The organism is Youhaiella tibetensis, from assembly GCF_008000755.1.
In the GTDB taxonomy this organism is placed as follows: domain Bacteria; phylum Pseudomonadota; class Alphaproteobacteria; order Rhizobiales; family Devosiaceae; genus Paradevosia; species Paradevosia tibetensis.
The window spans coordinates 3058919-3082441 of sequence record NZ_CP041690.1; the positions used below are offsets into that span (position 1 = coordinate 3058919).

Annotated in this window: 24 protein-coding genes, 1 other RNA gene and 1 pseudogene; 10 read left to right on the forward strand and 16 right to left on the reverse strand. The window is 65.3% G+C overall.

Annotation, left to right across the window (positions count from 1 at the left end; all coding sequences use genetic code 11):
- Positions 1 to 42: 42 nt before the first annotated feature.
- Positions 43 to 423: a BrnT family toxin gene (locus FNA67_RS14970; protein WP_244616359.1), complete on the forward strand. Its 381-nt coding sequence runs from the start codon at positions 43 to 45 to the stop codon at positions 421 to 423.
- Positions 383 to 655, forward strand: coding sequence for a CopG family antitoxin (locus FNA67_RS14975; RefSeq protein ID WP_147656639.1), 273 nt, complete (start codon positions 383 to 385; stop codon positions 653 to 655). The genes FNA67_RS14970 and FNA67_RS14975 overlap by 41 nt, the downstream gene beginning before the upstream one ends.
- Here the strand turns inward: FNA67_RS14975 and rnpB are convergent.
- From rnpB to FNA67_RS14995, 4 genes are all read right to left on the reverse strand, one after another.
- Positions 644 to 1020: RNase P RNA component class A (gene rnpB / locus FNA67_RS14980), an RNA gene on the reverse strand. The two genes, FNA67_RS14975 and rnpB, sit on opposite strands and share 12 nt — an antisense overlap.
- 32 nt (positions 1021 to 1052) lie before the next feature.
- Positions 1053 to 1760: a J domain-containing protein gene (locus FNA67_RS14985; RefSeq protein WP_082202173.1), complete on the reverse strand. Its 708-nt coding sequence runs from the start codon at positions 1758 to 1760 to the stop codon at positions 1053 to 1055.
- 104 nt (positions 1761 to 1864) lie between these two features.
- Positions 1865 to 2767, reverse strand: a complete 903-nt coding sequence (locus tag FNA67_RS14990) for a hypothetical protein (protein ID WP_147656641.1) — start codon at positions 2765 to 2767, stop codon at positions 1865 to 1867.
- Positions 2768 to 2936: 169 nt separating this feature from the next.
- A complete protein-coding gene (locus FNA67_RS14995) occupies positions 2937 to 4208 on the reverse strand; it encodes an O-acetylhomoserine aminocarboxypropyltransferase/cysteine synthase family protein (RefSeq protein WP_147656643.1) in 1272 nt (423 codons plus the stop codon).
- Positions 4209 to 4649: 441 nt separating this feature from the next.
- On the opposite strand from FNA67_RS14995, the gene FNA67_RS15000 reads away from it, so the two are divergent.
- Together FNA67_RS15000 and FNA67_RS15005 are read left to right on the forward strand one after the other, a co-directional pair.
- On the forward strand, positions 4650 to 4856 hold the full coding sequence (locus FNA67_RS15000; protein ID WP_049705919.1) for a hypothetical protein: 207 nt from the start codon (positions 4650 to 4652) through the stop codon (positions 4854 to 4856).
- Positions 4853 to 5143 (forward strand): hypothetical protein, encoded by a 291-nt coding sequence (locus FNA67_RS15005; RefSeq protein ID WP_147656645.1) that lies wholly within the window; start codon positions 4853 to 4855, stop codon positions 5141 to 5143. The genes FNA67_RS15000 and FNA67_RS15005 overlap by 4 nt, the downstream gene beginning before the upstream one ends.
- Positions 5144 to 5374: 231 nt before the next feature.
- Here the strand turns inward: FNA67_RS15005 and metF are convergent, their stop codons facing one another.
- From metF to FNA67_RS15030, 5 genes are all read right to left on the reverse strand, one after another.
- Positions 5375 to 6277 carry a methylenetetrahydrofolate reductase [NAD(P)H] gene (metF, locus tag FNA67_RS15010; protein WP_147656647.1) on the reverse strand — a complete coding sequence of 301 codons (903 nt, stop codon included), beginning with the start codon at positions 6275 to 6277 and terminating at the stop codon, positions 5375 to 5377.
- Entirely contained in the window at positions 6274 to 7239 is a 966-nt protein-coding gene (locus FNA67_RS15015; protein WP_147656649.1) for an ArsR/SmtB family transcription factor, read from the reverse strand. The genes metF and FNA67_RS15015 overlap by 4 nt, the downstream gene beginning before the upstream one ends.
- 120 nt (positions 7240 to 7359) lie before the next feature.
- Positions 7360 to 8796, reverse strand: a complete 1437-nt coding sequence (phoA, locus tag FNA67_RS15020; protein ID WP_210246388.1) for an alkaline phosphatase — start codon at positions 8794 to 8796, stop codon at positions 7360 to 7362.
- 151 nt (positions 8797 to 8947) lie between these two features.
- On the reverse strand, positions 8948 to 10069 hold the full coding sequence (locus tag FNA67_RS15025) for a DUF2336 domain-containing protein (RefSeq protein WP_049705923.1): 1122 nt from the start codon (positions 10067 to 10069) through the stop codon (positions 8948 to 8950).
- Between the two features lie 295 nt (positions 10070 to 10364).
- On the reverse strand, positions 10365 to 11861 hold the full coding sequence (locus FNA67_RS15030) for a catalase (protein WP_049705924.1): 1497 nt from the start codon (positions 11859 to 11861) through the stop codon (positions 10365 to 10367).
- 104 nt (positions 11862 to 11965) lie between these two features.
- Between FNA67_RS15030 and FNA67_RS15035 the strand changes: the two genes are divergently transcribed.
- Positions 11966 to 12991 (forward strand): hydrogen peroxide-inducible genes activator, encoded by a 1026-nt coding sequence (locus FNA67_RS15035; protein WP_082202174.1) that lies wholly within the window; start codon positions 11966 to 11968, stop codon positions 12989 to 12991.
- Positions 12992 to 13036: 45 nt separating this feature from the next.
- Here the strand turns inward: FNA67_RS15035 and rarD are convergent.
- Positions 13037 to 13801 (reverse strand): annotated as a pseudogene (gene rarD / locus FNA67_RS22330) (EamA family transporter RarD); the annotation flags it as partial.
- Positions 13802 to 13955: 154 nt separating this feature from the next.
- Here rarD and FNA67_RS15045 point away from each other — a divergent pair.
- Positions 13956 to 14405 carry a host attachment protein gene (locus tag FNA67_RS15045; protein ID WP_049705927.1) on the forward strand — a complete coding sequence of 150 codons (450 nt, stop codon included), beginning with the start codon at positions 13956 to 13958 and terminating at the stop codon, positions 14403 to 14405.
- A gap of 24 nt (positions 14406 to 14429) precedes the next feature.
- On the opposite strand, the gene FNA67_RS15050 is transcribed toward FNA67_RS15045, so the two are convergent.
- The 3 genes from FNA67_RS15050 to ettA all read right to left on the reverse strand — a co-directional run bounded on the left by FNA67_RS15050 (position 14430) and on the right by ettA (position 17838).
- A complete protein-coding gene (locus FNA67_RS15050) occupies positions 14430 to 15290 on the reverse strand; it encodes an alpha/beta fold hydrolase (protein ID WP_049705928.1) in 861 nt (286 codons plus the stop codon).
- Between the two features lie 72 nt (positions 15291 to 15362).
- Positions 15363 to 16127 carry a trans-aconitate 2-methyltransferase gene (gene tam / locus FNA67_RS15055; RefSeq protein ID WP_147656653.1) on the reverse strand — a complete coding sequence of 255 codons (765 nt, stop codon included), beginning with the start codon at positions 16125 to 16127 and terminating at the stop codon, positions 15363 to 15365.
- 55 nt (positions 16128 to 16182) lie between these two features.
- Positions 16183 to 17838, reverse strand: coding sequence for an energy-dependent translational throttle protein EttA (gene ettA, locus FNA67_RS15060; protein WP_049705930.1), 1656 nt, complete (start codon positions 17836 to 17838; stop codon positions 16183 to 16185).
- Between the two features lie 184 nt (positions 17839 to 18022).
- Between ettA and FNA67_RS15065 the strand changes: the two genes are divergently transcribed.
- Positions 18023 to 18844 carry a sugar phosphate isomerase/epimerase family protein gene (locus tag FNA67_RS15065; RefSeq protein WP_147656655.1) on the forward strand — a complete coding sequence of 274 codons (822 nt, stop codon included), beginning with the start codon at positions 18023 to 18025 and terminating at the stop codon, positions 18842 to 18844.
- Positions 18845 to 18945: 101 nt separating this feature from the next.
- On the opposite strand, the gene FNA67_RS15070 is transcribed toward FNA67_RS15065, so the two are convergent.
- A complete protein-coding gene (locus FNA67_RS15070) occupies positions 18946 to 19629 on the reverse strand; it encodes a DUF2461 domain-containing protein (protein ID WP_170267326.1) in 684 nt (227 codons plus the stop codon).
- A gap of 33 nt (positions 19630 to 19662) precedes the next feature.
- A complete protein-coding gene (locus FNA67_RS15075; protein ID WP_147656659.1) occupies positions 19663 to 20427 on the reverse strand; it encodes an SDR family NAD(P)-dependent oxidoreductase in 765 nt (254 codons plus the stop codon).
- A gap of 94 nt (positions 20428 to 20521) precedes the next feature.
- Here FNA67_RS15075 and FNA67_RS15080 point away from each other — a divergent pair, with 94 nt between their 5' ends.
- A complete protein-coding gene (locus tag FNA67_RS15080; RefSeq protein WP_147656661.1) occupies positions 20522 to 20863 on the forward strand; it encodes a hypothetical protein in 342 nt (113 codons plus the stop codon).
- A gap of 6 nt (positions 20864 to 20869) precedes the next feature.
- On the forward strand, positions 20870 to 21517 hold the full coding sequence (locus FNA67_RS15085) for an ankyrin repeat domain-containing protein (RefSeq protein ID WP_147656663.1): 648 nt from the start codon (positions 20870 to 20872) through the stop codon (positions 21515 to 21517).
- Here FNA67_RS15085 and FNA67_RS15090 read toward each other — a convergent pair.
- The gene (locus tag FNA67_RS15090) at positions 21514 to 21972 is read right to left on the reverse strand and encodes an Lrp/AsnC family transcriptional regulator (protein ID WP_049705935.1); all 459 of its coding nucleotides are present in this window, start codon (positions 21970 to 21972) and stop codon (positions 21514 to 21516) included. The genes FNA67_RS15085 and FNA67_RS15090 overlap by 4 nt on opposite strands.
- 137 nt (positions 21973 to 22109) lie before the next feature.
- Between FNA67_RS15090 and ald the strand changes: the two genes are divergently transcribed.
- Entirely contained in the window at positions 22110 to 23228 is a 1119-nt protein-coding gene (gene ald / locus FNA67_RS15095) for an alanine dehydrogenase (protein WP_147656665.1), read from the forward strand.
- The last annotated feature ends 295 nt before the right edge of the window (positions 23229 to 23523 follow it).

The window sequence follows — 23523 nt, forward strand, 5'->3', positions numbered from 1 at the left end:
CGCGAAAATAGCCGGCGCGATGGGATTTGTGACGATAGCCGCGTGAGCGACCGAGATGAGAAACTCGGCCTCTCAGGCTTGGCATTTGTCATGACAAACGTATATACTGCACCAACAGACGTCGAACTTGATTGGGACGAAGGCAACCTGGACAAGTGCCAGAAGCACGGCGTGTCCACTGCGGAAATCGAAGGCTTGCTGACGTCGGGCCTCTTGATGCGGCTTCCCGATCCGTTTCCGGACGAACCGCGCATGCGCGGCATCGGCAAGGCGCCTTCGGGCCGCTACGTGTTCATCGTCTATACGATCCGGGAGAGCGGCACCGGTCTGCGCCTGCGACCGATCAGCGCGCGCTACATGCATGACAAGGAGATCCGGCACTATGAGCAACAGCAAGCCGCCCGTCCCGACGTTCAGGACTGACAAGGAAGCCGAGGATTTCGTCGAAAACGCCGACCTCACCCAGTTCGACCTGAGCGGAGGCGAGCCGGTTCGATACGAGTTCAAGGCCAAGGACGCAAACATCAGCATGCGCGTTCCGCAACAGCTGCTTGAGGCCGTAAAGGCCCGCGCCCGGCAGGAGCATATGCCGTACCAGCGCTACATCCGCCAGGTTCTCGAGAAGGCCGTCGCGCCAAGGAAGAATGCCAGTTGACCTATAAGCCGGGTTCTGTAGGGCGGGGTTGCCCCCGCGTGGCGGCCATTCCTCTGGGAGGTGCGTTGCCGCACCCCTCTAGCAACCAACCCGGATGACAGGCCACGAAACCGGCTGGAGCCGAAGCTCCATGTCATCCCTATTTGGTCTTGCTCCCGGTGGGGTTTACCATGCCGTCCCCCTTGCGGGGTCCGCGGTGCGCTCTTACCGCACCCTTTCACCTTTTCCCCGGCCGGAGCCGGGGTAGTTTGCTTTCTGTGGCACTTTCCCTGGGGTCGCCCCCGCCGGACGTTATCCGGCACCGTGTTTCGATGGAGCCCGGACTTTCCTCTCCGCAAGCGCGAAGCGGCCACCCGGTCAACTGGCAAGCGGATGTAGGGGCGCGACGCCCCGTGCGTCAAGCAGCCTGCTTGGTGATCTGTGCGTAAGCCTGGTTGATTGCGGCCATGCGCTTGGTGGCCACCCCGATCATTTCCTCGGGCACGCCCTTGGCGATCAGCCGGTCCGGGTGATGCTCGGCCACCAGCTGCCGGTAGACCTTGCGCACCTCTTCCTTGCTGGCGCCCTGGGCCAGGCCCAGCACCATATAGGGGTCCGTGCCCTCGTCGAACAGCAGCACATGCTGGGCCGCGAGTTGCTCGAAGCGCGCATCGTCGAACCCGAAAAGATCGCTCACGGACTTGAGGTAATCCAGCTCGGCCTCATGGATGAGCCCGTCGGCCGAGGCGATGACGAAAAGGCCATCCAGCACATGCTCGAGCGTCTCGGGCTGGTCGCGGAAGAACCGCCCGATCTTGCGGGCATAGGCTTCGTAGCCGGCCACGTCCTGCTTGGCCATGTCGAAGAGCTTTTCGACCTGATGCTCCTGGCCGGCCGGCACCTCGACGGTCTTGTAGAAGGCGCGAATCTCTGACGCCGTCACCACCCCGTCCGAAACCGCCATCTTGGCGGAGAGCGCGATGAGCGCGAGCGTGAACGCGGCGTCGCGCCCGCCGGGCAGCCAGTTATCGGGATCGAGCGCGTTGGCAAGCGTTCCCGCAACGCCCGTGCGCTGCGAGAAAGAACCGACCGCCGTTGATATGCGCTGCCAGATTGACACGACCATCTCCAAAGCGCGCGGAGCATAGCCACACGGCTGGAAATGAAAAGCTTCCTGGCACATGCAATTTTGCATGGCAGTCTCCCGGCCGGCATCACGCCGGCATTGGGCTAGTTCCAGATGAAGAACGAGCCGTTCTCTACCGGCCCGAGATATTGCGGGGCGGCATCGTATTCAATGAAATCGCCATCCGCCTGCGGGTCGTACTGCGGAAGTCGCTGCGGCTGCTGGGCGATGCGGCGGCCCTGGGCGCGCTTGGCAAGGAAGTCCGAGAGCGGGCCGGATTCCCAATCCTGCAGATCGCGGGCCGTCACCCGGTCGGAATTGTCAAAGCTCGCCACGGTGGTGGGGTCCACCGCCGCCGGCGCCGGACGCTTCACCGCTACCGACTTGGGCCGCATCGAAGCGGGCATCGGCACCGGGGCCACCAGTTCGGTGGGCTGGATCGAGGCGACATTGGTCACGGTCTCAACCGGGGCAACCGCCGCGGGGTTCGACTTGGCGGCGTCCGCCCCGAGCGTGCCGACCGGGTCCTTGCCGCCCGTGACGCCCCACTTGGATTCGCCCCAGGTAACGGGCTTGTCCGATGCCGTCGAGGCAACCTGGGTGGGCGCAGCGGGCTGCTGCACGACGTCCGGCTTGGCCGGGGCCTGGGCCAAGGTGTCGTCGCCCCCGGTAATGTAGGATGGCAACTTCTTGCCGGCCGAGACGAACCGGTCCACCGGATCGTTCGCGTTGGCGGCCACATCGGTCTTGACCGGCGCGGCGACGGGCGGCTGCGGCTTGACCGCGGCGACTGCCTGGTCGCGGCCCGCCGGGCGCGGCGCGGGCACGGGCGCGACGAGCGCCACCTGGCCGGCAGCCGCCTTGGGCGCCTTGCTCACGGGCTCGTCGATCACCATTGCCTGGCTGGAGGAAAACTGCGAGGCCACCATGTCCGCGGAAGGCACCGCAATCACCAGGGCCAACCCAGCCCAGGCCAGCCCCCAGGTCACGCGCGAATTCAGCTTCATGGTCTCGTCCTCGTTCTCCTCCCCTCACCCGCAGGGGAGCCGACTTTGATGGCCATTTTGTGTTGCCATCGACGGCCAGACTGGCTCAGTCCACATGAACGGCACCTGAACGAACCTGAACGGCTCGAGGGAGCGCAGCATGGCCGCGCTCCGCTCTATGCGCCTTTCGTCAGGCCTTCGCCAGTGCCTGGTCGATATCGGCGATGATGTCGTCGATATGCTCGATGCCTACCGAGATGCGCACCAGGTCTTCCGAGACGCCGGCACGGGCCAGTTCTTCCGGATTGAGCTGGCGGTGCGTGGTCGTGGCCGGATGGCAGGCCAGCGACTTGGCGTCCCCGATATTGACCAGCCGCAGGATCATCTGCAGCCCGTCGATGAAGCGCCCGCCCGCCTCGCGCCCGCCCTCGATGCCGAAGCTGATGATGCCGGACGCATGGCCCTTGGTGATCTTCCTGGCCGTGGCGTTGTACTTGCTGGAGGGCAGCGCCGCGTAGTTGACCCACTTGACCTTGGGATGCGCCTCGAGGTGCTTGGCGACCGCCAGCGCATTCTCGCAATGGCGCTCCATGCGCAGGCCGAGCGTTTCCAGCCCCATCAGGAACAGGAACGAACTGTGCGGGGAGAGCGCCGCGCCGGTATTGCGCAGCGGCACCACGCGGCAGCGGCCGATATAGGCGGCCGGCCCGAGCGCCTCGGTATAGACGACGCCGTGATAGGAGGGGTCGGGTTCGTTGAGGAGCGGGAAGCGCTCTTTGTTCTTCACCCAGTCGAACTTGCCGGAATCGATGATGATGCCGCCGATCGAATTGCCGTGCCCGCCGATATACTTGGTGAGCGCGTGCACGACGATGTCGGCGCCGAAATCGAACGGCCGGCAGAGATAGGGCGTGGCCACCGTGTTGTCCACGATCAGCGGCACGCCGTGCTTGTGGGCGATCTCGGCGAGACGCGCGATATCGACCACGTTACCCGCCGGGTTGCCGATGGATTCGCAGAACACCGCCTTTGTGCGTCCGTCGATGAGCTTTTCGATGCCCTCGAAATCGTCGGCCGCCGCCATGCGCACCTCGAGCCCCTGGCGCGGGAACGTGTGCATGAACAGGTTATACGTGCCGCCATAGAGCTGGCTGATCGAGACGATGTTGTCGCCCACCCCGGCAATGGCCTGGATGGAATAGGTGATGGCGGCCATGCCCGAGGCGACCGCCAGTCCGCCGATGCCGCCTTCCATTTCGGCGACGCGCTGCTCGAGCACCGCAGTGGTCGGGTTCATGATGCGGGTATAGATGTTGCCTGCGACCTTGAGGTCGAAGAGGTCGGCGCCGTGCTGGGTGTCATCGAACGTGTAGGACGTCGTCTGGTAGATCGGCACGGCGGCCGAATGCGTTGTCGGATCAGGCGTATAGCCGTGATGGAGCGCGAGGGTTTCGAGTTTCAACGGGTGTTCCTCTTGTCTTGTTTCTTGACCGCTGGAGGGCCTTGCGGAATTGAGATTGCTAGGGTGCCCGACACCGTGCCGACCGCGCAAGCCGGCGCGTGGCCAATTCCTCCTCTTCCCACGGCCTTGACGGAAACAACTTATTGTCCAATCATATGGCCATGAGAACGAAGCGCTCCCAGATTAGCCGCTAGCCTGGTTCGATTACCTGCCCATCGGGCAAGAATCGGGCCAGGACAAACTCATTTCCTATCATCATGACGCCTTGCGCTCAATTTGAGCCACGGCTCGACCTGTCTCAACGCGACCGAAGAAATTCCGGTGCGCGAAAGGAATTACTATGGCCAGGAACAACCGCGAAAAGAAAAAACCGAAGCAGGAAAAGAAGAAGGTCGCCGCCGCGACCTCCATCGCCGAACTCGCCAGCCAGAAGAGGAAGTGATGACCTTCAAGTATCGCCTGGCCGTGCCCATCGTGGGCCCGCACAAGATCAAGCGCTTCCGCTCCTGGATCGGCGACGCCCTGCCCGATCTCGACTACAACCTGCCCCTGCAGACGCCCATCGCCACCAGTTCGATGACGGTGCGGCTGCGCTCGATGTCGGATCGCCAGCGCCTGGAGGCGGCCCTGCCCCCGCTCGTGCCGTGACCGCCCGCAAGCTCGACGCCTTCGAGCGCACCGCCCTCGGGCGGCTGGCGCAGGTCGAGAGCCTCGACCCGGGCGCCGGAACCGTCCTCGGTTTCGGCCGCCCGGCCCTCGAGCGCCTCTGCGCCCTGGGCCTGGCGGCGCGTGTCGCTGACGAACCGGGCAGCTACGCCATCACCAGCGACGGCTACCGCTGCATCTTCGGCATGACCCAGGCAGAGTACGAAGCCCTGCCCCTCCACCACCGCCCCCCGCCGCTCCGCCTCTGGCAGTGGCCCCCGGGAGCGTGAACGAACCCTCTCCCCGCGCGGGAGAGGGAACCGGTCTCATGCCTGCCGGCATCGCATTTGAAGCGGCCACCCCCACCCTTGTTCCCTCCCCACAAGGGCGAGGGAGACCTGCCGGCTCGATCTCAATTCTTATGGCTCGGCCGCACCCCAACGCCTCCCTCCCCCTTGTGGGGAGGGATTGAGGGTGGGGGTGAGCCACAGCATCCGTCCGCGCTGCCCCCAGCGTTACCCCTACCCCGGCCGGCGCCCGAGCAACCGGGCCAGCGCCAGCACGAAATTGGAGCGGTTGAGGGTGAAGAAGTGGAACTCGGTCACGCCCTCGTCGAGCAGTTCGATCACCTGCTCGGCCGCCACGGCCGAGGCCATCAGCGCGTGGGTTTCAGGATCGTCTTCCAGCCCCTCGAAGCGCTTGGCCACCCAATCGGGCATTGAGGCGCCGCAGCGGGCGGCGAAGCCCGAAATCTGCTTGAACGAGTGGATCGGCTGGATGCCCGGCACGATCGGCGCCGTAATCCCGGCCGCCCGCACACGCTCGACATAGCGCAGGTAATCGGTGTTATCGAAGAACATCTGGGTAATGGCGCGGGAGGCGCCGGCATCCAGCTTGCGCTTGAGATTGTCGATATCGGTCTGCCAGTCCGGGCTCTGCGGGTGCTTTTCGGGATAGGCGGCGACGGAAATGTCGAAGTCGCCGATCCTGCGGATGCCCTCCACCAGCTCGGCCGCGCTGCGATAGCCTTCCGGATGCGCAACGAACGGCGCACCCACGCCCTCCGGCGGGTCGCCGCGCAGGGCGACGATGCGCGAAATGCCGGCGTCCTTGTAGCCCTGGACCACCGCATCGACTTCCGCGCGCGAGGCGCCGACACAGGTCAGGTGCGCCGCCGCGTCCACGCCCGTTCGCGACTTGACCTCGGACACCATGCGCAGCGTGCGCTCGCGCGTGCCGCCACCGGCGCCATAGGTCACCGACACGAAGCGCGGCCCGAGCGGGGCAAGCTTGTCGATCGAATCCCAGAACTTTTCTTCCATCACGTCGTTCTTGGGAGGGAAGAATTCGAAGGAAACCTGCAGCTTGGACTCGATGTCCGAAAGGTGCCGGCTGGGCCGGGCCTGTTGGGCGTGGATGTTCATGCTGTCTCCGTCTGGTGTTCGACCGTCAGCCGCCACAGGCAAACCGTCAGTCCTTCTTCGTCTGTCTGGTTGGGGAAGGTCTTGAGGGCATCGACCTTCATTCCGATGCCGCGCGCCCACCCGGCCATCTGCGCTTCGGAAAGGCCGAGGCGCCGATGGGCGTGGTGCGTGCGCAGGAATTCGAGTTCATGGGGCGCGAAATCCACGATCAGCAACTCGCCGCCCGGCTTGAGCGCCGAGCGCGCCGAGGCCAGCATCCGGCCCGGATCGTCGAAATAATGCAGCACCTGATGGATGATGATGATGTCGGCCTGCCCGATCGCCGGATCGAGATTGGCGATATCGCCCAGCCGCACCTGCGCATGGTTGATGCCGGCGGCCACGAGCTTGGCGCGCGCGATGGCGATCATCTCGCGGCTCGAATCCACCCCGATGCCGCGCCGGTAGTGCCCGGCCAGCAATTCGAGCATGCGCCCGGTGCCCGTGCCCAGATCGACCAGCAGGTCCACCCTGCGGCTGCCGAGTGCCAGGAGAATTGCCGATTCAACAGCCGATTCCGGCACGTGCAGGTTCCGCTGCGCGTCCCAGCTGTCGGCGATCTTGGCGAAGTAGGAAGCGGCCTGCTCCTGCTGGGCCTGGCGCACCCAGTCGAGCCGCGCCCGGTCGCGGACGCGATCGGGGTCCGCTTCGTCGAAATGCGCCACCAGCCAGCGCGCCAGTTCCGCCGCCGCGCCCTCGTCGGCCAGCGCGTAATAGGCCCAGGCACCCTCGGCGTTGCGCGCCACCAGGCCCGCATCGGCCAGCAGCTTGAGATGGCGGGACACCCGCGGTTGGCTCTGCCCCAGGATTTCGGTAAGGTCCTTGACCGAAAGCTCGCCTTCGGCCAGCAGGGCCAGCAGCCGCAACCGGGTTACCTCCCCGGCGGCCTTGAGCACTCCGACCAATGAATCCAGTTCCGACAATCCGCACCTCGCGCGTCATATAAAGATATCTTTATATGTTTCAAGCGAGCCGGTCTAGGGACTTCGACGGGATTGCCCGACGCGATGGGGCAGGCTTGCGCCCGCCCCACCTGCGATTACTCAGTTCGTGCCGAGCTTGAGCGCATCGCGGATCGTGTAGAACATGTCCGTCTGGTCGGTCAGCCCGGCGAAGTTGGCGGCATGGGGCCCGAATGCGCCCACGCGCAGCTGCGCGCCGGTATGGCCCTGCGAGCTGCTTTCCGAGTTCCCGTAGCTGATCGTCATCACCGCGCCGTCCTTGGTGTTGAGCGCCTGGGTGAGCCCCGGGGCCTTGGTGCCGTTGCCCACGATCTGGCTGGAATGGGCATGGTCCGCAGTCACGATCACCAGCGTCTTGCCGTCGGCCCTGGCGAAATCGAGAGCCACCTGCACGGCCTCGTCGAGATCGACCGTTTCCCCGATCTGCCCGCAGGCATTGGCGGCGTGGTCCTGCTTGTCGATCGAAGCGCCTTCCACCTGCAGGAAGAAACCCTTCTCATTGCCCTTGAGCAGATCGATGGCCTTGGCGGTCATGTCCTTGAGCGTCGGAATGTCGGCCGTACGCTCGGCATTGACTTCGCAGGTCACCGCCGGCTGGTCGATATTGCCGTGATGGGTCGCCGCCGGGCCCATCCAGCGCACCGGCATGTTGCCCGGCGCGAAGAGGCCGAGCACCGGCGCCTCCTGGGAGACTGCCTTGACGCCGTTGAGTTCGTCGAGGTTGGAAACCACCACGAACCCGCGCTCCCTGGCCTGATCGAGCAGCGTCTTGCCCTTCCAGTCGCCGGCCGCCGCCACTTCCTCGAACGTCTTGGCGCCGCCGCCCAGCACCAGGTCGGCGCGGGTATTGAGCAATTGCTCGCTGATCGAACCGGCGCCGCCGTTCTCCAGCGCGTTGGCCGCACATTTCTCGGCCGTCGCCACCGGGCCATAGCAGCCCCGGTCGATCACATGGGCCAGCAACACCGCCGGGGTCGCGTCCTGCACCTCGGCGGTCGAGACGTCGCCTGTCGCCAGGCCCGCCGCCTTGGCCAGTTCGATGAGCGTGGGCACCGGCTGGCCCTTCACATCGACGCCGATCGCGCCGTTATAGGTCTTCACGCCGCTCGACCAGGCCGTGCCCGAAGCCGCGGAATCGGTCACGTAGTTCGGCTTGCCGCTCTCCTTGTCGAGCGCGTAGTGCGTGTACTGGCCGGTAATCGGCAGGGCATCGATGCCCTTGAAGAACCCGCCGGCTCCTTCCGCATAGTTGCGGGCGATGGTGATTTCGGAATCGCCCATCCCGTCCCCGATCAGCAGGATGACGTTGCGCACCTCCCCGTCCTGGATCGCGGCCTTGAGTTCGGCCGTGGCATCGCCCGCCAGGCGGCGGGCCCCGCCCGGCTGGGCCAGGTCGCCCTGGGCGGCGCGGACATAGTCCGCCGGCTTGGCGGCGTCCTCGGCGAACGCTGCGGGTGAAGCGGAAACGAACAGCGCAGCGGCTGCCACCGTGGTCATCAATGAACGGGGAGAGGTCATCACGATGCAAATCCTCGAGTGGGTGGTTGGACGAGGCGGCAGGACTGCCGCCCTGCGCCGATCCTTTGGCCTGCTCGTGAATGCTTGGTGACAACCTCGTGGACAGTGCGTGACTGTGGATTAGCGTCGTTGGCTAGCGGGGGCTAGCGCCTCAGGCGTAACCCATGACGTCGCCATAGGCCCCGCGCTTGCGGAAGGCGTGGGCGCGCCAGAGCTCGAAAATCCCGGCGGCTTCCTCGGCGCTCAGCGCTTCGAAGCGAGCCCGCACATTGACCTTGTCGGCCTCCGTGGGCAGGTCGCGCCAGGGCATGGTCGCCACCACCGCCTCGAAGAGATCCGGCGAGAGCCCGGCGGCACGCAGCGCCACCGTGATGGCCACGTAGTCCTGCATGGCCAGCCACTTGACCAGCACTTCCGGCCCCACGCGCAGCATCACCGTGAGCGCGGCGGCGCAATGGTGGCCGTAGCCGAAGCGGGCGAAGCGGATGAGCGCGCGCTCGTCCAGCTGCTTGCGGTCGGCCAGCGCCTTCACCTGGTTATAGGCAACCTTCCACTCCTGGCTGTTGAAGCCGGCGCGGTTGCGCATGCGGTTGTAGACGACCGAATTGATCTTGCCGGCCGTGACCGGATCGACCGAGGCCTGCCCGATCTCGTCGAGCACCTTGTTTGCGGCGTTGTCGATCTCGTTGCGCAGCGAACCCCAGTCGATGTCGGGGCGATTGCGCAGGTCGTCGGCGATATCGCCGTCCTTGGCCGCCAGCGCCACCAGGCGCTCGATGGCATACTGACCCAGCTCGGCCTTGGTGTTGCGCACCAGACGCGAGATCGAAACCTTGTCGCCATGCTCGGTGATGGCGTCGCTCACCCGCTCGGCAACCGCATGACGGCTGGCGACCGCCACGCGATGGTCCTCGCTCTGGTTGGCCACGATATCGATGAGGTCGTCATCCGAAAGCACGCTCGAGAACTCGAGCAGCGGCTTGGCCACCTCGATCACGTCATTGGCCAGCTTGACCACCACCGTGCCCGGCGCCCGGTCGAGCGGAGCCAGCAGCTTGGCCACGTGAGCCCGCGCTTCCACTTCCACCAGTTCGGCGAGTTGGCAGAGCACCTCGTCATACTGGATGACCTGTTCGTCGTCGCACCGGTCCGAAACGAAGGAGAAGAGCTGGGCCATGTTGCGGAACAACTGCTCCCGCTCCATGACGTTGGCGTCCCCGTTCAGCACGCGGAAGGTCGAGAATGCCTTCGTACCTTCTTCGATCTCTTGCATTTAGTCCCTCCGCGCGGGGTCGATCCGCCGATTTGGAAGACTTTGCCACCGCGCACTCGCAACCGGCTAAAGTGAGAAGGCGGAATTTGATTCAAATTTTAACGATTGGTTGTGTGGAAAACTGCCTCTCCGCGCCGCCTTGCCCCCGGTAGTCTGCGCCTCTCGGGCGCACACTTGTCCCCGCACCCCGAGCCATGCCCTCGCACCCCGCCGCCGATGCGGAGCAAACCGTTAACCAAAACGAAGAACCCGGCCACTAGGGCCGGGTCCTGGAGATTCGTACCGGTTGGTCGCCTTACTCGGCGGCGGCGGATTCACCGTCCGAAATCGCGTCTGCCGGCTTGCCGGTCTTGAGCGCCGCGCGGGCAGCGCGGATGCCGTCGCCATACTCCTTGGCGATGAGATCGAAATGGGCGAGCTGGCGGTCGATGATCTCGTCGGGAACCCCATCCATGGCCGCGGCCAGGTTCGAATAGAGCCGTGCCTTCTGGCCGGCGTCGAACAGGTTGTAGAGGTCCCGCGGCTGGCGATAGTCGTCGTTGCCGTCGCGGTGGTTATACCGGTCGGCATCGCCCGAGATCTTGAGCGGCGGCTCCTTGACCGACTTGTCCTCGACCGGACCGCCGAAGCTGTTGGGCTCGTAATAGGCGTCCGGGTTCGGATTGTTGGCGAAGAAGCGCATCGCCCCATCCTTGTGGTAGTGATGGACCGCAACCTTGGGCGCGTTGACCGGCAGCGCCTCGTAATGCGTGCCCAGGCGATAGCGGTGGGCGTCGGCATAAGAGAACACGCGCGCCTGCAGCATCTTGTCGGGCGAGTAACCGATGCCGGGCACCTTGTTGGACGGCGAGAACGCCGCCTGCTCGATCTCGGCGAAATAGTTGTCGGCGTTGCGGTTGAGCTCGACCACGCCCACCTCGATCACCGGGTAATCCGCATGCGGCCACACCTTGGTGAGGTCGAACGGGTTGTACCAATGCTTGTCGGCATCGGTTTCCGGCATGATCTGGACCTGCATGGTCCAGCGCGGGAACTCGCCGCGATCGATCGTGCCGAAGAGCTCTTCCTGGTAGGATTCGCGGCTCTCGCCGATGATCTTCTCGGCCTCGGCATTGGTGTAGTGCTTGTGGCCCTGCTGGGTCTTGAAGTGGAACTTCACCCAGAAGCGCTCGCCATCATCGTTCCAGAACGAATAGGTGTGCGAGCCGTACCCGTTCATATACATCGGCGCCACCGGCAGGCCGCGGTCCGAGAACAGCGTCGTGACCTGGTGCAGGCTTTCCGGCGACTGGCTCCAGAAATCCCACATCGCGGTCTTGGAGCGCAGGTTGGTCTTGGGATGGCGCTTCTGGGTGTGGATGAAGTCGGGGAACTTGAGCGGATCGCGCACGAAGAACACCGGGGTGTTGTTCCCCACCAGGTCCCAGTTGCCTTCCTCGGTATAGAACTTGATGGCGAAGCCGCGCACGTCGCGCTCGGCGTCGGCCGCACCCATCTCGCCGGCCACGGTCGAGAAGCGGATCAGCAGGTCCGTCTTCTTGCCCAGGCCCTGGAAGAGCTTGGCGCGGGTGTACTTGGAGATGTCGTTGGTGATGGTCAGGGTCCCGAAGGCGCCCCAACCCTTGGCGTGCACCACGCGCTCAGGAATGCGCTCGCGGTTCTGATGGGCCAGCTTCTCGAGGAGCTGATAGTCCTGCATCAATACCGGGCCGCGCGGACCAGCCGTCTCCGAATTCTGGTTGTCGGAAACCGGCGCGCCGGCACTCGTCGTCATGCGGGGACGATCGACCATGGCTGTAACTCTCTTGGGTAGATTCTCAACGGGGCGCATCTTACGCCGACGGGGCTAATTAGACAAATTGATAAGCCTATGGATCATGATAATATGAACTTATCATGAGCCTCACCCTCAAGCAGATGCGCTATGCTCTGGTCCTTGCCGAAACCGGCCATTTCGGGCGTGCCGCCGAACGCTGCCGCGTCACCCAGCCGGCGCTTTCCCAGCAGATCCAGCTCATCGAGGAGTTCTGCGGCGCCGCCCTTTTCGACCGCCAGGGCCGGACCGTGCGCCCTACCCCGCTCGGGGCCGAATTCGTCGAACGCGCCCGCAAGGTGCTCGAGGCCTCCGACGACCTGGTGTCCTTCGCCCAGGGCCATGCCGGCCAACCCTCCGGGCCGATTCGGTTCGGACTTATCCCCACCGTCGCGCCCTATCTGCTGCCCGACATATTCCCGGCCCTCCAGGCGCAGCTTCCGGACCTCATTTTCCGCGCCAGCGAAAGTCGCACCGAAACGCTGCTCAAGGCCCTGGCCGAAGGCCAGCTCGACCTGGCGCTCATCGCCAGCGAACCGCCGCCTGGCGGCCCGCGGCTGACCATCGCCCCGCTCTTCCCCGATCCCTTCGTGCTCGCCTCGGCGCGCAACGAAGCGCCCGAGGGCCCGGTGCCGCTCGCCAGCCTCCCGGCCGAGCGCATCCTGCTGCTCGATGAGGGCCACTGCCTGCGCGACCAGGCCATCGCCGCCTGTTCGCTCGAAGCCGATCCTTCCGCGCGCACGTTCGCGGCCACCTCGCTCTCGACCATCGTCGAGTTCGTGGCCAACGGCCAGGGCATCACGTTGTTGCCCGAAATCGCGCTGCGCAAGGAGGCCATTGACCCGCGCATCGCCATCCGCCCCCTCGCCTCCCCAGGCGCCGGCCGCCTGCTTTCCCTTGTCTGGCGCGAGGCGACCCCGTTCGCGGCGACCTTCGAGAAGATCGCCGCCATCATCCGCCAGGCTCACAAGGGATTGCCCTCAGGCGGGAACCGCCGGCCGGCGGCGCAGCCCATCGACGGTGAAGATCACCAGCGACACCCAGATCAGCGCGAAGCTGAGCAGGCCCACCGGGCTCAGGTGCTCGCCGAAGGCCAGGACGCCCAATAGGAACTGCAGCGACGGCGAGATGTACTGGAACATGCCGATCGTCGTCATCCGCAACTGCCGCACGGCGTAGGCGAAGAACAGCAGCGGAATGGCCGTGGCCGGCCCCGTGCTGATCACCAGCACCAGCAGGTAAGGATCGGCCAGCGCCCCGATCCCCTGCGCGTGCCAGCTATAGGCGATGAAGCCCAGAGCGAAGGGCGTGAGCAGCAGCGTTTCCACGAACAGCCCGATGGCGGAGGGCGCCGACACCGTCTTGCGGAAATAGCCATAGAACCCGAAGGTCAGCGCCAGCCCGAGCGAAACCAGCGGCAGCGTGCCCAGCGCCACCCCCTGGATGGCGATCGCAACCACCGCGATGACGATGGCCACCACCTGCCAGCGGTTCTGCTTTTCGCCCAGCAGCACGATGCCTATGGCGACGTTGACCAGCGGGTTGATGAAATAGCCCAGGCTCGCCTCGAGCACCCGCCCGCTCTGCACCGCCCAGACATAGAGCAGCCAGTTGCAGCCCAGCAGCAGTGCCGAGATGAACATGGTGCGCAGGCTGCGCGGATCGGCCAGCACAGCCCGCACTTCGGCGAAGCGGTTGCCCACGCCCAGCAGTACCGAAACGAAGATCAGTGACCAGACCGTCCGATGCGCCACAACCAGCACCGGATCGACGGGCGAAAGCTGGTGGAACAGCAGCGGCAGGACGCCCCACGAACCATAGGTTGCGATTGCCGCCATGACGCCGCCACGGGTATCGGCGATCGTCACAAGTCCCTTTGCCGGCGCCCGATCCGCGGTCGCGCCGTCTTGCGAAGCCATATTGTTCTTCCGACAAGTCTCTGTGACACTGTCTAGCAGCGGCCACCCCGGGCGGCCAATCAGAGTTTGTGATCAGGTGGACTGGAATCCGTGATGCATTCCAACCATTTCCAAGCCAGTGCGTTCCCTCATCTGCAACTAGAGGAGTAAGCCGATGAAACCGGTTGTGACCTGGATCGTGATCGCCGACGGAACACAGGCCCGCGTGTTCGAAAACTCGGGTCCCGGCAAGGGGCTCGTCGCCATGGACGGCCTGCGTCTCGAGGAGGAGGCGCTCAAGACCTCCGAGATCATGTCCGATCGCCAGGGCCGCAGCTTCTCCTCCGTGGGGCACGGCCGCAGCGCCATCGAACCGCGCACCGACCCGGTCGAGCACCGGGAAAGCGAGTTCGCCCGCAAGGTCGCCGCCATGCTCGAAGAGAAGCACGCCGAGCACGCCTTCAAGCGGCTGATCATCGCCGCCGCGCCGACCGCCCTGGGCGACCTGCGCAAGGCCCTCTCGCCGGCAACCCGCGCCGCCATCATGGCCGAGTTGCCCAAGGATCTGACCAACATTCCGCGCAACAAGCTCGACGAGCAATTCGCCGACGTGATCGCGCTCTAGCCCGATTGGTGCCGACGGAGAGGATCACTCCTCTTCGTCGTCCTCCTCCTCGTCGCCCACGTCGCTGTGCCCGGCCACGGCGTCCAGGAATTCCAGCAGCAGCGGATTGAAGAGCTCGGGCTTTTCCAGGCTCGGCAGGTGGGCGCTGTCCTCCAGCACCACCGCGAACGAGTTTTCCATTTCCTCCGAGAGGTCGCTGTGACGCTCGAGGATATGGGGAAAATCGAGTTCTCCCACGACGAGCAGCGTCGGGGCCTCGATGGCGCCGACCGCATCTTCGGCCGGATCGCGGTCCTCTTCCTGGGTGAGGCTGCCCTGCTTGCTCAGGGCCTTCCCGTTCATGTCCAGGAACAGCTCGCGCGCCGGGCCATCCACGCGCCCGTTGGGGCTGAGCGGCCCATCCAGCCAGAGATGGGCCATCATCTTGTTGACCGAGGCGGTGTTGCCCCTGTCCTCGGCGTAATGGAGCGCGTCGTAGATCATCTCCGCCTCTTCGGGCAGTTCCGCCTCGGCTGCGCCTGAAAGCCCGGTGCCAACCAGCACCAGCCCCACGGTGCGCTCGGGATTCTCGATGGCGAAATCGATGGCCAGCGCCCCACCCATCGAAGCGCCCACGAAGACGGCGGCGTGGATGCTCAACTGGTCGAGGATCGCCTCGAGGTCGTCGAGATGGTTGAACGGCACGTCGGGCGATGTGGTCTCGCCGAACCCGCGCCGGTCATAGGAAATGACGTGGAAGCCCGCATCGGCCAGCACTTCCATCTGCTCGGCCCACATGCGCTTGTCGGCCACGTCGGCATGCAGGAACACCACCGGCAGCCCGAAGCCGTCGGCCTCGCCGGAAAAAGTGGCCCCATCCAGACGAACCTCAAACGGAGTCGCCATCTTTCATCTCCAACACGCGGGAATCGTATTCGCGTTGCCTATCACGGCACCCGCCGGCCTGTCGCCCTCGGTTCAGCGCCGCGCCACGATGAAAAGGCGCGGGAACCGCAACAGCACCTTGCCGCCGGCCACCGGCGGATAGGCGTCGACGATCCTGGCCCGATAACGAGCTAGGAACTCGGCCCGTTCCTTCTCCTCCAGCGGATCGATGAACGGGCGCAGCCCCGTGCTCTTGACCCATTCGACCACCGCATCGGCATCGGCGAGCACGTGGTTGTAGATCGTATGCCAGATATCGAGCCGCTCGGCATAAGGTGCTAAGGCCTCGTAATAGGCCCGCACCGGCGGCAACGCCGCCCGCGCCGCGTCCTTGAGCCGCTCGGCCCACGGCCCTTCCGCCGCCACCTGGCGCATCGCGGCATGCGAGGGCTCGTTGATGTTGTCCGGCATCTGCACGGCCAGCGCCGCGCCCGGCTCGAGTGCCCCCAGCACCCGCGTCAGCGCCGCCATGTGCCCCGGCACCCATTGGTAGATCGCATTGGCGAACACCACACCGGTCCCCGCCTCGGGCACCCAGGTATTGGCGTCCGCCACGTCGAACCGCGCGCCCGGCACGCGCTCGCGCGCTTCGGCCAGCATATTGGGCGAGGTATCGAGCCCCACCACCTGCGCCCCGGGGAACCGCTCGACCAGCAACTCGGTCGAATTGCCCGGCCCACACCCCATGTCGACCACCACCTGCGGCGCCTCGACATCGACCTGCGCCAGCAGGTCGCGCGCCGGCCGCGTACGCTCATCCTCGAAGCGCCGGTAAAGCGAGGGGGACCAGTCTTTCATGGGGAACACTCCGTTGGAAACGAAGAGGCCGGACTTTCGCCCGGCCTCATGAAGATCAACGCGTCAGCGGCTTGTAGGTGACCCGCTTCGGGTTCACCGCGTCCGCCCCGAGACGCCGGATCTTGTCGGCCTCGTAGTCCTGGAAGTTGCCTTCGAACCACTCGACATGGCTATCGCCCTCGAAGGCGAGCATGTGGGTGGCCAGGCGGTCGAGGAACATACGATCGTGGCTGATGATGACGGCGCAACCGGCGAATTCTTCCAGCGCCTCTTCGAGCGCCGCCAGCGTTTCGGTGTCGAGATCGTTGGTCGGCTCGTCGAGGAGCAGGACGTTGGCGCCGGACTTGAGCATCTTGGCCAGGTGCACGCGGTTGCGCTGCCCGCCCGAGAGGTTGCCGACCTTCTGCTGCTGGTCGGTGCCCTTGAAGTTGAAGGCCGAGGTGTAGGCGCGGCTGTTCATCTCGCGCTTGCCCAGCAACAGCACTTCGTCGCCGCCGGAGATTTCTTCCCACACGGTCTTGTTCGGGTTGAGCGCGTCGCGGCTCTGGTCGACATAGCCCAGGTGCACGTTCTCGGCCACGGTGATCGTGCCCGAATCCGGGGTCTCCTGGCCGGTCAGCATGCGGAAGAGCGTGGTCTTGCCGGCGCCGTTCGGCCCGATGACGCCCACGATGCCGCCCGGCGGCAGCTTGAAGGTGAGGTTGTCGATGAGCAGGCGATCGCCGTAGGACTTGGAGAGCCCCTCGATATCGATGACGTTGTGGCCCAGCCGCTCGCCTGGCGGAATGATGATCTGGGCGGTCTGGGACTGGGTGCGCGCCTCGTTGATCTTGACCAGTTCGTCATAGGCCTTGATACGCGCCTTGGACTTGGACTGGCGCGCCTGCGGAGACTGGCCCAGCCATTCCTTTTCGCGCTCGAGCACTTTCGCGCGCGCGGCGTCTTCGCTCTTTTCCTGTGCGAAGCGCTTGGCCTTGGCTTCGAGGTAGGCCGAGTAGTTGCCCTCGTACGGCACGCCGCGACCACGGTCGAGCTCGAGGATCCAGCCGGTGACGTTGTCGAGGAAGTAGCGGTCGTGGGTGATGATCAGCACCGCGCCTTCGAATTCGCGCAGGTGCTTTTCCAGCCACGCGGTGGTCTCGGCGTCCAGGTGGTTGGTCGGTTCGTCCAGCAGCAGCAGGTCGGGTTTGGAGAGCAGCAGGGCGCAGAGCGCCACGCGGCGGCGCTCGCCGCCCGAGAGCTTGGTGACGTCGGCGTCGGCCGGCGGGCAGCCGAGCGCATCCATGGCCATCTGCACCTGGGATTCGAGGTCCCAGAGGTTCTCGGCGTCGATCTTGTCCTGGAGCTTGGTGGCTTCGTCGGCCGTCTCGTCCGAGTAGTTCATCATCAACTCGTTGTAACGGTCGAGGATGTCCTTCTTCTCTTTGACGCCGGTCATGACGTTGCCCATCACGTTCAGGTCCGGGTCGAGATCGGGCTCCTGGGCGAGGTAGCCGACCTTGGCGCCCTGCGCCACCCAGGCCTCACCCGTGAAATCGGTGTCGATGCCGGCCATGATCTTGAGCAGGGTCGACTTACCCGAACCGTTCGGACCCAGCACGCCGATCTTGGCATCGGGGTAAAACGAGAGATGGATGTTATCGAGAACCTTCTTGCCACCGGCGTAAGCCTTGGACATGCCGTGCATGTGGTAGATGAATTGGCGGGCCATAAAGCGCGTGCCTCTTGATAATCGCGACAAATCGGAAAGCTGGCGGCCTATGTAGGCCAAGCCGCCCTCCCCTTCAATCTCTGAAACGCCGCGCCCCCACCAGGCCCCTTGCCACGGGCGTTATTGCCCTGTCACATCCAGTTCCTATTGCTCGATCAGCTCATTGTTTTGGGACTTTTCCGAAGTGACACAGAACCTGCCCACCATCGGCGCCGCGCTCTACCTGCCCGACCTCGAACGCCATCGCGACTGGCTCATAGAGGGCCAGCGCGATCTGGAGATCCAGGATTTCATTTTCCCGGAAATCCTCGATGGCGACCTGGAGGGCTTCTGCAGGGACGCCCTGGCGCGCCTCGATGGCTACAAGGGCCGGCTCGGCATCCACGGGCCGTTCTACAACCTGCCGCTAAACGCCCGCGATCCGCTGATCCGCGACGTCGTCAAGCGCCGGCTCTGGCAGGGGCTCGACGCCTGCGAACTGCTCGGCGCCACCCATATGGTCGTCCACAGCCCCTATACGACCTGGGGCTACAACAACCTCGACAAGACCGCGACCGGCCGCGAGGAACTGCTCGAACACTGCCACCTCACCATGGCCGACGCCGTGCGCCGCGCCGAGAATATCGGCTGCACGCTGGTGATCGAGAATATCGAGGACAAGGATCCCTCCGCCCGCGTGCTGCTGGCGCAGTCCTTCGAATCGTCCGCCGTCGGCGTTTCGATCGACGCTGGCCACGCCTACTACGCCCATGGCAGCACCGGCGCCCCGCCGGTCGACTACTACGTCTCGGCCGCCGGGCGCCACCTCGCCCATGTCCACATCCAGGATGCCGACGGCTATGCCGATCGCCACTGGCCGCCGGGCGCCGGCACCCTCAACTGGCGCGCCTTCTTCGCCGCACTCGCGCGCTCGGAAGCCGATCCGCGCCTGGTGCTCGAACTGGACGATAACGACCGCATCCTGGAAGGCGCCGCCTGGCTGATCGCCGAAGGGTTGGCGCGCTAGTATCGCGGAGCTTCGTGGCGCGAAAACCCGGGGCTATGGCACCTCTCCACCTGGGTGGAACCATCGTGGACCCTGGCTCTGCGGCGGCGGCGTCGCGCCCCTCAGACCACCTCGTCGAGCAGCCATTTGGTCACCGGCCAGGTAGCCCGGTAGTGCTGCATGCAGATGTCGACGAGATCGGCGCTTCGTGCTGCCTCCACGGGCAACTCGATCATGGTCGTGAGGCCTTCATAGAGCAGATATTCGCGCCGGTCGGGATCGGAGTCGAACCCGCGCGGCATGAGCTTGCGCGTTTTCTCCCCGATCTCGTAAGGCCCCGCCTCCCTGACGCCCTCCACCGCCGCCACCAGCGCCTTGCCTGATCGCGGATGGATGACCGACTGGCGATAGGCGTCCAGTTCCTCCTTGTTGAACCGGTACATGCCGCCGCCCACATAGAGCCGGTCCGCCGTCAGCGAGAACCAGAAGCCGGGGCAATCCCAGCTTCGCTTTTCCCCGTGCCAGAACCACAGGTCGAGATGGTTCTTGTAGGGGCGCTTGTCCTTGGAGAAGCGGACATCGCGATAGATGCGCGAGAGCGACCCGTTGGTCTTGGGCGCGAACTGCACGGCCGGCGAAATTTCGCGCAGGCGCGGACCGAGCGCGGCTACCGCCGCGGCCCCGGCATCGACGAACCCGGTCTGATAGAGCGCCCGGTTCGCCTCGAACCAAGTCTTGTCGTTGTGCTCGGCAATGCCCCTGAGAAACTGGAACGTTTCGGGCGGAAACCCTTCGAATGCGCTCACGCTGGCCTCGCTCTCGGAATCGGCGGGCGCAATCTAGCGCGCGGTATAGCCGCCATCCACAACCAGCACCTCGCCGGTCACATAACTCGCCGCCGGCGAGCACAGGAACAGCGCCGCCGTCGCCACCTCCTCGGCCGAGCCCGGCCGGCCCATCGGGGTCATCTGCATCCAGGTCGGCGCCCAATCGGGGTTGGCCAGACCGCCATTGGTCATGTCGGTGGTGATATAGCCGGGCGCGATGGCGTTGACGCGGATGTTGTCCGGGGCGAGATCGCTGGCGAGGCTGCGCGTCATCATGTGAACGGCGCCCTTGGAGGTGTTGTAGGCCACCTGCTGCTGGGGAATGTTCGAGACGAGGCCCGAGATCGAGCCGATATTGAGGATGACTCCGCCGCCCTGCCCGCGCATAAGCGGTATCGCCGCCCGGCAGGCCTTGAACATCGAATCCACGTTGATGGTCATCACCGCATCGTAGTCGGTGTCGGCGAAGGTTTCGGTCGCCCCGTGCCGTGAGATGCCGGCATTGTTGACCAGGATGTCGATGCGCCCAGCAACCGCCGCCGCCTTTTCGACCAGCCGCGCCGCGTCGGCGGAATTGCCCAGATCGGCCTGGATGTAGTGGACCTCGTAGCCTTTTGCCTCGAGCCCGTAGACCGCATCGGGCCGGGGCGTCCTGGAACTCAGGATCAGGCGCGCACCCGCCTCGCCCAACGCGTGGGCGATGGCCAGCCCGATACCGCGCGAACCGCCGGTGACGAGAGCCACCTGGCCATCCAGTCGAAAACGCTCAAGGATCATCACGTCCTCCTCCTCGCTCGCGGTGGCCGCCCTCATGCCAAAGAGCAGGGCGGAGCCCGTCGACAGCCAATCGGCGGAATGCTAGCGTTCCCCGATGTCTAGCAGGATATTACTGGGTTTCACCCTCGCTGCCACCATCGCCTTGCCTGCCCTGGCGCAGGAACTGCCGCTGCAACTGCAGTGGCGGCGCACACCCGATGTGTCCATGCGCCAGCTCATCGACAAGGGTTTTGAGATCAAGAGCATCTCGAGCAATTCCGAGAGCGTGGCGGCTGCCCGCTACGACAGCACGACCTACGTGCTCCAGAAGGGCTCGGAAGTCTACCGGTGCCTCGAAGGTGGCGTGCTCGACGACCAGGGGACGCTCAAATCCCAGGTAGTCTACTGCTCGGTCCTGGTCGCGCCCTACGACGCCAACGCCAAGGCGGCGGGCTAGCCCGCGATGGACCTCTTCGAAAGCATCCGCCGGGGCGCCAACGAAGAAGTCGTTTCCGCTATCGCCGCCGACCCCGCAGCTGCCGCAACCCGCAACGCCGATGGCGCCTCCCTGCTCATGGTCGCGGCCTATTTCGGCAACTCGGAATTGGTAGCCGCGCTGCGGCGCACGCTGCCCCGGCTCGATCCCTATGAGGCCATCATCGTTGGCGACCTCGAAGGCGTGCGAGCCGCGATGGGTGAGGGCTGGGAACCCAACATCCGTTCGCCGGACGGGTTCACCCCGCTAGCGCTCGCGGTCTTCTTCCGACAGTCGGAAATCTTCGATTTGCTGCTTCCACTCACGCACGACGTCAACGACCAGGCCGCCAACGGCCAGCGCGTCGCCGCGCTCCACGCCGCCGCCGCGGTCAGCGACAGGGCCGCCATCGAACGCCTGCTGCGCAATGGCGCCGATCCTGACCTCGCCCAGGCCGACGGCTTCCGCCCGATCCACGTCACGGCCCAGCATGGCGATACCATCGCCACCGCCCTGCTTATATTGTTCGGCGCCGATGCCGCTGCGCCAACCAGTGATGGTCGCACGCCCGCTGACTTTGCCCGGGCCGGCGGCCACGAATGGCTGGCACGCCTCCTCGTGGAGCGCGCGGCCTAGATCGGCAAACCTGTCCGCGCCTTGACCGTCCGGATGCTCATGTTCGAGTGGATCCGCGCCACGCCCGGCAGACGCGCGCTCAGCCGGCGATGCACGCGCTCGAAATCGTCATGGTCGCGGCATACCACCCGCAGGATGTAGTCGGACTGGCCGGCCATAAGGTGGCATTCAAGCACTTCGGGGATGTCGCGCACGGCCGCCTCGAACGCATCGAGCGCCGCCTCGCTCTGGCTGATCAGCCCGACTTCGATGAAGAACTGCATCGAAAAACCCAGCGCTCCGGGATTGAGCAGGGCATGGTAGCCGGCAATGAGCCGCCTCTCCTCGAGCGCCCTCAGGCGGCGATGGCAAGCCGATGGCGAGAGCCCGACCGCATCCCCCAACTCCTGCACGCTCTTGCGGCTGTCATCCTGCAAAATCCGCAGCAGTTTGCGGTCGATCTCATCGAGCTGCAACTTTCTTGCGCCTCCCCGTCATTCCATCGAACGACGTTGCAAGAGTGCCGTTTGAGGCAAGTGCTTTGCAAGGAAATTCACTCCGTCCTTTGCTCAGATGCTCGTGACGGACAACAACCAACCAGGGGGATGGGAAAATGCTCGTTGGCGTTCCCAAGGAAATCAAGAACCATGAGTACAGGGTGGGCCTGACGCCCGAAAGCGTCGCGGAACTCACCCATCAGGGCCACAACGTGCTCGTCCAAACCCAGGCGGGCGCCGGCATCGGCGCTTCCGATGCCGACTACCAGGCCGCCGGCGCCACCATCGCCAAGGACGCCGCGGCCGTCTTTGGGACCGCCGAAATGGTGGTCAAGGTCAAGGAGCCGCAGGCCGCCGAGCGCGCCATGCTCCGCCCCGACCAGATCCTCTTCACCTACCTTCACCTCGCCCCTGACCCCGACCAGACCCGCGACCTCGTCAGGTCCGGCGCCATCGCCATCGCCTACGAGACCGTTACCGACGCGAGCGGGGGCCTGCCGCTGCTCAAGCCGATGAGCCAGGTGGCCGGACGCATGTCGATACAGGCAGGAGCGACCGCGCTCGAGAAAGCCCATGGCGGACGCGGGGTGCTGCTGGGCGGCGTCCCCGGCGTGCAGCCGGGCAAGGTCGTGATCTTGGGGGGCGGCGTCGTCGGCTTCCATGCCGCCGAAAATGCGGTGGGCCTGCAGGCCGATGTCACCATCCTCGACCGGAGTCCCCTCGCCCTCGAGCGACTCTCGAGCCATTTCGGCGTGCGCGCCCGCGTCCTCTATTCGCACAAGGCCGCCATCGCCGAAGCCGTGGCCGGAGCAGACCTCGTCATCGGGGCGGTGCTCGTGCCTGGCGCAGCGGCGCCAAAGCTCGTAACCCGCGACATGCTCAAGACCATGAAACAGGGCGCCGTGCTCGTCGACGTAGCGATCGACCAGGGCGGGTGCTTTGAGACCTCGCACGCCACCACCCATGCCGACCCCACCTACATCGTGGACGGCATCGTGCATTATTGCGTGGCCAACATGCCTGGCGCGGTGGCGCGTACGTCAACCTACGCACTCAATAATGCGACGTTGCCCCATGTGGTGCGCCTTGCCAATCTCGGCTGGCACGAAGCACTGGCCGGTGATTCTCATCTGCGCGCGGGCCTGAACGTCTGGCGCGGACATGTGACCTGCGCGCCGGTCGCCGAAGTGCAGCGATACGACCTCCTGACGCCCGAGGCGGCCCTCGCCGCCTGAACCAAGACTTCCTCCAAGCCCACTCAGACTTAGGCCCGGTGCGATCCATGGGATCGTACCGGGCCGTTTTCGCCGGAAGGGAAGACCGGCGTTCCGGGGCGTGGCAGGAGGAGGAAGACCACACCCCCGAGGGGTTGGTGTCGCCCGATGGGCCAGCACCCGAAATGGGGTGCCCGATGGGATGCCGCGCGCTGCTGTCATCGTCGCCAACTGGTCCTAAAGCGACCTTGTCGCGACTCAATAAAGACGACGACGACAGCAAAACGCCCGCCGCAACATCGGCTGTCATAGGCTG